Genomic DNA, 8,530 nt, shown 5'->3' with positions numbered 1-8,530 from the left:
CATTGGGGGTGAAACCGATCTTTGCATTGACGCGCCAATCCTCTGTCCGGGAAAAGTCGCGTGCGCCGCCATCCTCAAGGATCGGTACCTTGGCGGTGAAGTCGTTTGGCAGATCCCAATGGTCGGTGAAGCTGCGGGCATAGCTGGCCTGCGCATACCATTTGTCCTGGCGGGTGCCGACCATGGCGGAGGTGGAATAGCCGGCATAGTCGGTGTCATTGTCGAAATTCACAGTGCCGCGCACGTCGATATCCAGTTCCTTGGTCGGTTTCCGGGTGACGAGGTTGATCGCGCCGCCCATCGCACCGGGGCCGTCGAGCACCGAGGCATAGCCCTTCGCCACCTGCACTTCGGCGATGTCTGTGGTGAGGAAGCGGCCATAGTCGAGCCGGTTGTCGGCAGGCAGGTAGACGCGGATACCGTCGATCGACAGCGGCACCTGGAAGCGATCGAAGCCGCGCACGAAGACCAGCCGTTCATTGCGCGTGCCGCCGCTGTTGCCGGCCGAGACGCCGGGCATCAGATTGACCGCATCGTCGAGCGCGGTGCGGCTGAATGTGTAGATGGCGTCGGACGACAGGGTGGAGGAATCGATCCCGACCCCGTCAAAGCGCGGCGCAGTGACGATGATCTGGCCGAGCGAGAAGCGGTCGCTGGCCTCGGGCGGCGCATCCTGCGCATGAGCGGTGGAAGCCAGCATGGAGCCTGCGCTCAGCAGGCAGGTCAAGGCGATGCGCATATGAATTTTCCCCCTTTTGCGGTCGTTCGACTCACTATATCCGGCGATATATAGTTTTGCCCTCGGGAGGAAAGCCCTCATGCTCCGATCGTTGCCCTTGCTGCTCGCGCCTTTTGCCCTGATGGCAGGGAGCGGCAGCGCCTCCGCGCAAATGTCGGACATGCCGGCGGCTGCCTGTGATGCGCCTGCCGAACTGCCGGCCGTGCTGGCATCCTGGCGACAAGCCACGCCGTTGCAGGCCGTTGGCACGCGCAAGGCACTGGCCACAGCGACGCTGAAGCCGGGACAGGCGGTGGCGATGGCGCTGTTGCCGACCCCGAAGGTTGCCTATCCGCTGCGCCCCGAAAAGCCCGGCGGCAGCGTCAGCTTCGGTGGGCTGGCCCACTTTACCGTCGACGAAGCGGGGACGTGGCGCGTGGCGCTCAGCACTCCGGCCTGGGTCGATGTGGTGAAGGATGGCAAGGCGTCGACCTCCATCGCGCATGGTCATGGCCCGGACTGTTCGGGCATCCGCAAGATGGTCGATTATACGCTGGAGCCGGGCGACTATGTGCTTCAGGTCGCTGCCAACGGATCGGACAAGATGACGTTGCTGGTGACGCCCTTGCCGTGAGACTTTTGCTGTGCGCCGCGGCGTTGCTGCTTGTCGCCGCCATGGGACCGGACTGGCGCTGGGCTCTGCCGCAGGGCGTCGCCGCGCCTGGGGTTCCGATTGATAATGGGATGAGCACGGCCAAGGTCGAGCTGGGCCGGCGGCTTTTCTATGATGCCGACCTGTCGGCTGACGGCACGCTCGCCTGTGCCGGCTGCCATGAGCAGAAGCGCGCCTTTGCCGATGGCAATGCGACGCGGCCGGGCGTCCATGGTGGGGCAGGGCGGCGCAACGTGCCGGGGCTTGCCAATGTCGGCTGGTTCACGAAGCTGACCGTCGCCGATCCCGCGATCACCACATTGGAGGCGCAGGCGCTGGTGCCGCTGTTCGGGGAACGGCCGGTCGAAATGGGCATGAAGGGGCTGGACAGCGAGTTAGCCCGCCGTTTGGGTTCGGATCGCTGCTATCGCCGGATGTGCGCCCGAGCCTTCCCCGAGCGCAAAGGGCGGATCGACACCGCCAGCGTGACGGCGGCGTTGGCCGCATTCGAGCGGACGATGATCTCCTATCGCAGCGCGCATGACCGTGGCGTGCTGTCTTCACTGGCGCAGGAGGGCGCGCGCCTGTTCGATGCGCGGGGCTGCGCTGCGTGTCATGACGGACCCAATTTCAGCGACATGGACTATCATAGACTGGAGCCGGTGCAGGCGCCCGATCCGGGGCTGATCGAGCAGACCGGCCGGGCTGAGGATGCAGGACGCTTCCGCACGCCGTCGCTGCGCAATGTCGTGCTGACCGGACCCTGGTGGCATGACGGCCGCGCCCAGACGCTGGAGGCGGCGATCCGGCGACATCCGGTTGCGGTGGCGGATGCGGACATGCCCGCGCTGCTCGCCTTTCTCGACGGCCTGACCGATCCGGATTTCGTCAGCGATCCCAGCCTGTCGCGCCCGGATCGCGCCTGCGGCAGGCGCCTATGAAGGCGCGCCATCGGGCGTCAGCGGTTCGTCGCGCAGCAGGTCGATCAGGGCCGGCACGGTCGGCTGAGCCGCGCCTGTCGCGGCGGCTTGCATCGCGCGATAACCGGCCAGTATCTTTTCCCCCGTCGGGGTGACATGCGCGCCACGCTCGCGCCCGCCGCCGGGCACGGTGTCGACCAGCTTTTCGCGCCAGCAGCGGTTCATGGCATCGACCAGCAGCCAGGTCCGCCGATAGCTCATGCCCATGGCGCGCCCGGCGGCCGAGATGGAACCATGGGCGCGAATGGCGTCGAGCAGGTCGGCCTTGCCCGGTCCCATGGCGATTTCCGGGCCGCAATAAAGCTGGATCTTGATCTTGAGCGGGGGAGCCATGCGCCCCTGATAGCAGGATCGCGCCGTTACGCCATCAGGCGAGAAGCGCACGGAGGGCGGCGACATCCCGCCCGTCCCGTTCCAGTTCGTCGAGCGTGGCCGTCGCCATCGCGCGATAGGCGGGCGACAGCTCCGGGCAATCCTTCGCCAGCGCAGCCAGATGCGTCGCGACCGTCTGGCCATCGCCCCGCAACAACGGGCCGGACAGGGCAGTAAAGCCTTTCATCAGGCTGTTGTCGGTCGCAGCCCGGACCAGCGGGGCAAGCAGGGCAAGCGGATCGTCCGCGCCCGCCGCTTCCAGCGCATGGCAGGCGCCGGCAATCAGCGTCACCAGATGATTGGCCGCATGGCAGAGCGCGGCATGGTACAGCGCGCGATGCGCCTCGCTGATGTCCACAGCGACTCCGCCTAGCAGCTCGACGAGCCGATGCGCGCCTTGCGTCGCCTCCACGCTCGATCCGGTGACGGCGAAGCGCGCACCGGCCATGCGCCGCACTTCGGTCGACGCGTCGCCGGTGAAAGTCATGGCGGGGTGGATGGCGGCGGTGTCCGCGCCTTTGACACGCAGCGGCTCCAGCAGGGATACGCCGCTGCGCCCGCTGACATGGAAGAGGAGGGGAGGGGGGCTGCCCATGGGATCATCGGCCAGTTCGGCGACGACTGTGCCGATGGCGTCGTCCGACACGGCGATCGCGATAAGGTCGCAGTTCTGCGCGACCGCCGACAGGTTTTCCGCCCGAGTCGCGTGACCGATGTCCGCTGCAATGGCCTGAAGCGTGGCAGGTGTCCGACCCCATAGCAGCAGGGGATCGACCGAATGGGGCGCTAGCGCCAGTGCCAGTGCGCGGGCGACGCGTCCTGTGCCGATGATGCCGACCCGACGATAGGGAATATTGCTCATAAGCTCGGCTCTACTGCCGTATCGCGGGTCGCGAAACGGATCGAGATGCGCGTACCCGGCCCACCATTGGCAATTTCGACACTGGCGCCCATGCGCGAGGCGGCCGACTGCACGATGGCGAGGCCAAGGCCGGTTCCTTCCGCGCCGTTGGGACCGACCGCGCGGAAGAAGCGCTCGAAGACCCGGCCATGATGTTCGGGAGCGATGCCCGGCCCATCGTCGCCAACGGTCAGCAATATATGCTCCGCCTCCCGCGTCAGGATGACCGTGACCGTCCCGCCGCGCCGATTGTAACGGATGCCATTGTCGATCAGGTTGGCGATGATCTCGAACACCAGAGTTCGGTGCGCCTGCACCCGGTAGCTTTCGCCATCTTCCGCATCGAGGTTGAGTTCGACCTCAGCCTGGATCGCCTGGTTGATCAGGCGGCCGATCACGGCGCTGCTGACCTCCTTCAGGTCGACCGCCTCCAGCGGCGGGGACACGCCGCCTTCCTCGGCGCGGGCAAGCGCGAGCAACTGCGTCACCAGTCGTTCCAGCCGCTGAACGGCATCGGCAATCTCGTCCAGCGCGGCGGACGATCCGCGCCGCGCCAGTTCGACCTGCACCTTCAGCACTGACAGCGGAGTGCGCATCTGGTGGGATGCGTCGGCTGTAAACCGGCGCACGCCGCCGGTCGCCTTGTCGAGCTGCGCCAGCAGATGGTCGAATGCGGTGGCGAGCGGGTGCAACTCATTGGGTAATGGCCCGGCGTCGAGCGGGGAAAAATCCGGTCGTGCGCTCCCGTCGCGCGCTTCCACGGTGCGGCGCAGGCGGGCGAGGGGGCGCAGACTCCACCCCAGCGCCGGGCGCAGCAGCAGCACCGCGACACCCACCAGCGCGACTTCGCCCAGCAGCAGCGCGAAGATCAGCCGCTCGGCCAGCGCCTTGCGATTATCCAGCGTTTCGGCCACCTGAATGATGACCGGCTGGGCTATCCGGGGCAGCATCCGCTTCACTTCGGCGATGCGGATGCCCTGGTCCCGATACCGGGCGAAGCGGTATCGCGGCTGGTCGACCGTCATCGTCGCCGGATCGGGCGCGGGCAGGTCGGCATAGCCGGTCAGCAGTTCGCGCCCCACGGCGATGCGATAATAGACATTGTCGCGCTCGCTATTCTCCAGCATGCCAAAGGCGGCAGGCGGCAGGTCCAGCGTCACCTCTCCGCGCTCCACCTGCACCGTTTCGGCGATCGCGCCCAGCGCGCCGCCCAGCACCCGGTCGTTGGTCCGCCGCACCACGTCGGAAATCAGCGTCGCCCCGCCGACGCCGATAATCGCCGCCGCGCCCAGCAACGGCCCCAGCATCGCCGCGAGCAGTCGGGTCCGCAGCGCAATGGCCCTCGCTCGATCGGGGGCCTTACCCGGCATCGAGCATGTAGCCGACGCCCCGCACCGTGCGGATGCCCGGCCCATCGGGCGCCAGCTTGCCGCGCAGGCGCGTCACATGCACCTCGATCGCATTGCCGCCGACCGGCTCGTCAAAGCCGAACACCTCGCCGATCAGCAGTTCGCGCGGCACCACCTGCCCGGCGCGCGTCGCCAGCGATTCAAGTACCGCCATTTCGCGCCGTCGCAGGTCGAGCGGTCGGCCCGCCACATCCGCCGTTCCGGTGGACCGGTTGATGGTGAGCATACCGACGCTGAGTTCGGGCGTCGGATCGCCGCCGCGCCGCCGCCCCAGCGCACGCACTCGCGCTTCCAGTTCCTCGGGATCAAAAGGCTTGCGCAGATAATCGTCCGCGCCCAGGTCCAGCCCGCGCACCCGGTCGTCCAGCGCGTCGCGCGCCGTCAGCATCAGCACGGGCACCTTTTCGCCGCGGCGCCGCAATTCGGCCAGCACGGCAAAACCGTCCATGTCGGGCAGGCCGACGTCCAGAATCACGAGCGCATAGGGTTCGCTGCCGACGACCGAAAGGGCGTCTTCCCCGGTCGCGACATGATCCACCGCATGGCCGCCCGCGCGAAGCAGGGCGGAAATGCTGCGCGCCAGCGCGGCGTCATCCTCGATCATCAAAATCCGAATAGGGCACCTGATGCTGAAAGGTTGATGACAGCTTGGCTTCGTAACTGATCCTCACATCTTATCCGGCGACAGAAACGGAAGGCGAGGAGCAGGGTTCGTGCGACGGGTTATTCAGATAGTTTCGCTCTTGGCAAGTCTGGCCGTGCCGGCTGCCATCGCGAGAGCGGAACGGCCGGCGGGCTATCCGCGCTCCTACGATCAACTGATCGCCGACGCGCGGGCGGAGCGGCAGGTGATCGTCTACGCCAATGCCGACACGTCGGAAATGGCGCCGGTCATCATCGCCTTCCAGCGCCGTTATCCCGGTGTCACCGTCCGTTATGCCGACCTTGGCTCCAACGAAATGTATCGTCGCTTCGTCGCCGAATCGCGGGCGCGCAAGCCTTCGGCCGATCTCGTCTGGTCTTCGGCGATGGACCAGCAGGTGAAGCTGATCAACGATGGCTTCGCCCAGGCCTATGCCAGCCCCGAAAAACCGGCGCTGCCGCCCTCGGCCGTCTGGAAGAATATGGGCTTCGGCGTCACCGCCGAACCGATCGCCTATGTTTACAACAAGAAAGCGATCCCCAATCCCCCGCGCAGCCACGCCGCGCTGGAGGCGCTGCTGCGCAAGGACCGCAAGGCATTGACGGGCAAGGTCGCGACCTTCGATCCCGCCCGTTCCAACACCGGTTATCTCTATCTGACGCAGGATTATGCGATCACCGGCGACACGCGCTCGCTGGTGGAGGCGATGGCGGCCACACGTCCGCAATTGTCCATCACCACCGAACCGATGCTGCGTGGCGTCGCCGAAGGCAAGCTGTCGATCGCCTATAATGTTATCGGTTCCTATGCGGTGGAGCGCGCGCGCCGCGACCCGCGCATCGGCGTCATCTTCCCGCAGGATTACACCATCGTGATGTCGCGCATCGCCTTCATCGCGCGGGAGGCGCGGCATCCCGCGGCTGCCAAGCTCTTCCTCGACTTCCTGCTGTCGCGTCAGGGCCAGTCCCTGCTCGCCCAGCATAGCCTCTGGCCGGTCCGCACCGACATTCGTGGCCGCCGGCTTCCCGCTGCCCAGGCCCGCCCGGTGCGCGTCGGCCCGCAGCTTCTCGCCAATCTCGATCGCCTGAAACAGCAGCGCTTCCTGCGCGACTGGAACGCGATCCTCGCCTCTGGAGCCAAGTAACATGACGTCCCTGTTATTGCGCGGCGGCTGTGCCGCACTGGCGCTGATCGCCGCCACGCCCGCGCTGGCGCAAGCGCCGAGCGCCGAGGAACTGGTCGCGCTCGTCAAGGCGCAGGCCGCCGAAATTGCTTCGCTGAAAGCGCGCCTCGACAAGCTGGAAGGACAGGGCCTCGCGCAAAATGCTGCACCTGCTCCCGCGCAGCAATCCGGGCAGCAGCCGGCACCGCAGGTCGCCCAGCAGCAGGCGACCCCCCCGCTCGTCATCGCCCCCTTTGCGCCGCAGATCGTGCCGCCCGGTCCCGCCGACCTCGACGTGGCGCAAGCGCGTGCCGTCGCCGCCAACCCGGCGGGCGTGACCACCGAATGGGGGGCGGGCCTGCCCGTCTTCCGCTCGGCTGACGGTGTCTTCACCTACAAGCCGCGCGGCCGCATCCTGGTCGATGTCAGCTCGACCATGGGATCGCGCTATAATGGCCGCAACACCACGACCACCGGGATGCGCGCGCTGCGCCTGGGTCTGGAAGGCGGCGTCGGCCCGCATTTCTTCTACCAGTTCGAGAGCGACTTTTCGGAAAATGAGGTCGACATCGTCACCGCCTTCCTCGGCTGGCGCAACCGGCTGAGCAGCAAGATCGATTACGATATCCGCGCCGGCCACCTGTTCAACGACCGCGCGTTCGAAGGCAGCACCGGGTCGGACTCCACGCCTTTCCTTGAACGCAGCACCGTATCGACGGCCATCATTCCGCAGCGCGGCTTTTACGGCATCGGCATCATGGGCCGCATGTTCGGCCCGAACTGGCACGCCTCGCTTAGCGTGACGGGCGACCGTATCGACGGGGAACAGGCCACCAACGACAGCCGCACCGTGCTGGCGCGCGCCCACTGGAACCCGATCAAGACCGACCGCTCGTTGCTGCATGTCGGCGCCTGGGGCTTTGATGAGGCGTTGTCCGCGGCCGCGACTACGCTGACCCGCAGCACGGTGATCGGCGGCCGCTTCAATGGCGCGGTGCGCGTGGGCACCGGCGAGTTGCTGGGTGGCAAGTCGACCACCGGCTATGGCGTCGAACTGGGCGGCTATACCGGCAGCCTGTGGGTCATGGGTGAAGCGGGCCGCCGCACCGCCCGCCTGACTGGCGACCGCCCCGATTTCGAAAGCAAGGCGTGGAGCCTGTCGACCGGCTTCTTCCTGACCGGCGAACTGCCGCCCTATAACCCTCGTCTCGGCAGCTTCGGCCAGCCCAATGTGTTGAACCCGACCTTCGACGGCGGCAGCGGTGCGATCGAACTGACAGCGCGCTATGAAAATCTGGATTATACCGACCTCGTCCTTGGCGGCGACGGCTGGGCCGGAACGCTGGGCGTGAACTGGTATCTGAACAGCTTCACCCGCCTCCAGTTGAACGCCATCCACTGGCACACCGACAACCGCGCCGGAACCTTCACCGGCAGCGACGACGGCCAGACCGTCAGCGCGCGCGTCGGCGTGACCTTCTGATCTCTCTTATTCCAGCTCAACCAAGGACGCAGCGATGAACCTTGCCCTGCTCGGCTTCCTGATGGTCGCCACCTTCATGACGCTGATCATGACCAAAAAGATGACGCCACTGGTTGCGCTGATCGTCATCCCCTCGCTGTTCGGCGTGATCGCCGGACAGGCCGCCGGCCTTGGCGACATGATGATCGACGGCATCAAGAATCTGGCGCC

9 protein-coding genes are annotated in these 8,530 nt (G+C 66.6%); 4 read left to right on the top strand and 5 right to left on the bottom strand.

Going from position 1 to position 8,530, the window contains the following annotated elements:
* On the bottom strand, positions 1-739 hold a 739-nt coding region (locus VMR39_RS14900; protein ID WP_325416748.1), incomplete at its 3' end, for a TonB-dependent receptor plug domain-containing protein.
* A gap of 79 nt (positions 740-818) precedes the next feature.
* Here VMR39_RS14900 and VMR39_RS14895 point away from each other — a divergent pair.
* Positions 819-1,352: a hypothetical protein gene (locus tag VMR39_RS14895; protein ID WP_325416747.1), complete on the top strand. Its 534-nt coding sequence runs from the start codon at positions 819-821 to the stop codon at positions 1,350-1,352.
* Between the two features lie 41 nt (positions 1,353-1,393).
* Positions 1,394-2,311: a cytochrome-c peroxidase gene (locus tag VMR39_RS14890; protein ID WP_414712523.1), complete on the top strand. Its 918-nt coding sequence runs from the start codon at positions 1,394-1,396 to the stop codon at positions 2,309-2,311.
* Here the strand turns inward: VMR39_RS14890 and VMR39_RS14885 are convergent.
* Genes VMR39_RS14885 through VMR39_RS14870 form a run of 4 tightly spaced genes read right to left on the bottom strand, consistent with a single transcriptional unit; the run spans position 2,306 to position 5,636 of the window.
* Positions 2,306-2,683 carry a ModE family transcriptional regulator gene (locus VMR39_RS14885; protein ID WP_325416749.1) on the bottom strand — a complete coding sequence of 126 codons (378 nt, stop codon included), beginning with the start codon at positions 2,681-2,683 and terminating at the stop codon, positions 2,306-2,308. The two genes, VMR39_RS14890 and VMR39_RS14885, sit on opposite strands and share 6 nt — an antisense overlap.
* Positions 2,684-2,717: 34 nt before the next feature.
* The gene (locus tag VMR39_RS14880; RefSeq protein WP_325416745.1) at positions 2,718-3,584 is read right to left on the bottom strand and encodes a Rossmann-like and DUF2520 domain-containing protein; all 867 of its coding nucleotides are present in this window, start codon (positions 3,582-3,584) and stop codon (positions 2,718-2,720) included.
* Positions 3,581-4,993: a sensor histidine kinase gene (locus tag VMR39_RS14875; protein WP_325416744.1), complete on the bottom strand. Its 1,413-nt coding sequence runs from the start codon at positions 4,991-4,993 to the stop codon at positions 3,581-3,583. Before VMR39_RS14875 ends, VMR39_RS14880 begins: the two co-directional genes overlap by 4 nt.
* Positions 4,983-5,636, bottom strand: a complete 654-nt coding sequence (locus VMR39_RS14870; RefSeq protein WP_325416743.1) for a response regulator transcription factor — start codon at positions 5,634-5,636, stop codon at positions 4,983-4,985. The genes VMR39_RS14875 and VMR39_RS14870 overlap by 11 nt, the downstream gene beginning before the upstream one ends.
* A 109-nt stretch (positions 5,637-5,745) precedes the next feature.
* Here VMR39_RS14870 and VMR39_RS14865 point away from each other — a divergent pair, with 109 nt between their 5' ends.
* The gene (locus VMR39_RS14865; protein ID WP_325416742.1) at positions 5,746-6,819 is read left to right on the top strand and encodes an ABC transporter substrate-binding protein; all 1,074 of its coding nucleotides are present in this window, start codon (positions 5,746-5,748) and stop codon (positions 6,817-6,819) included.
* 1 nt (position 6,820) lies between these two features.
* Positions 6,821-8,320: an OprO/OprP family phosphate-selective porin gene (locus VMR39_RS14860; protein WP_325416741.1), complete on the top strand. Its 1,500-nt coding sequence runs from the start codon at positions 6,821-6,823 to the stop codon at positions 8,318-8,320.
* Positions 8,321-8,530: the final 210 nt, after the last annotated feature.

Source organism: Sphingobium sp., from assembly GCF_035511395.1.
GTDB lineage: Bacteria > Pseudomonadota > Alphaproteobacteria > Sphingomonadales > Sphingomonadaceae > Sphingobium.
The sequence above is the reverse complement of the archived record's forward strand: the minus strand, read 5'-3'. Positions and strand labels throughout refer to the sequence as shown.

Excerpts from the sequence above, each read along its gene's own strand:
- VMR39_RS14895 (WP_325416747.1), top strand. The coding sequence starts at position 819 with ATGCTCCGATCGTTGCCCTTGCTGCTCGCGCCTTTTGCCCTGATGGCA.
- VMR39_RS14890 (WP_414712523.1), top strand. The coding sequence starts at position 1,394 with ATGGGACCGGACTGGCGCTGGGCTCTGCCGCAGGGCGTCGCCGCGCCT.
- VMR39_RS14885 (WP_325416749.1), bottom strand. The coding sequence starts at position 2,683 with ATGGCTCCCCCGCTCAAGATCAAGATCCAGCTTTATTGCGGCCCGGAA.
- VMR39_RS14880 (WP_325416745.1), bottom strand. The coding sequence starts at position 3,584 with ATGAGCAATATTCCCTATCGTCGGGTCGGCATCATCGGCACAGGACGC.
- VMR39_RS14875 (WP_325416744.1), bottom strand. The coding sequence starts at position 4,993 with ATGCCGGGTAAGGCCCCCGATCGAGCGAGGGCCATTGCGCTGCGGACC.
- VMR39_RS14870 (WP_325416743.1), bottom strand. The coding sequence starts at position 5,636 with ATGATCGAGGATGACGCCGCGCTGGCGCGCAGCATTTCCGCCCTGCTT.
- VMR39_RS14860 (WP_325416741.1), top strand. The coding sequence starts at position 6,821 with ATGACGTCCCTGTTATTGCGCGGCGGCTGTGCCGCACTGGCGCTGATC.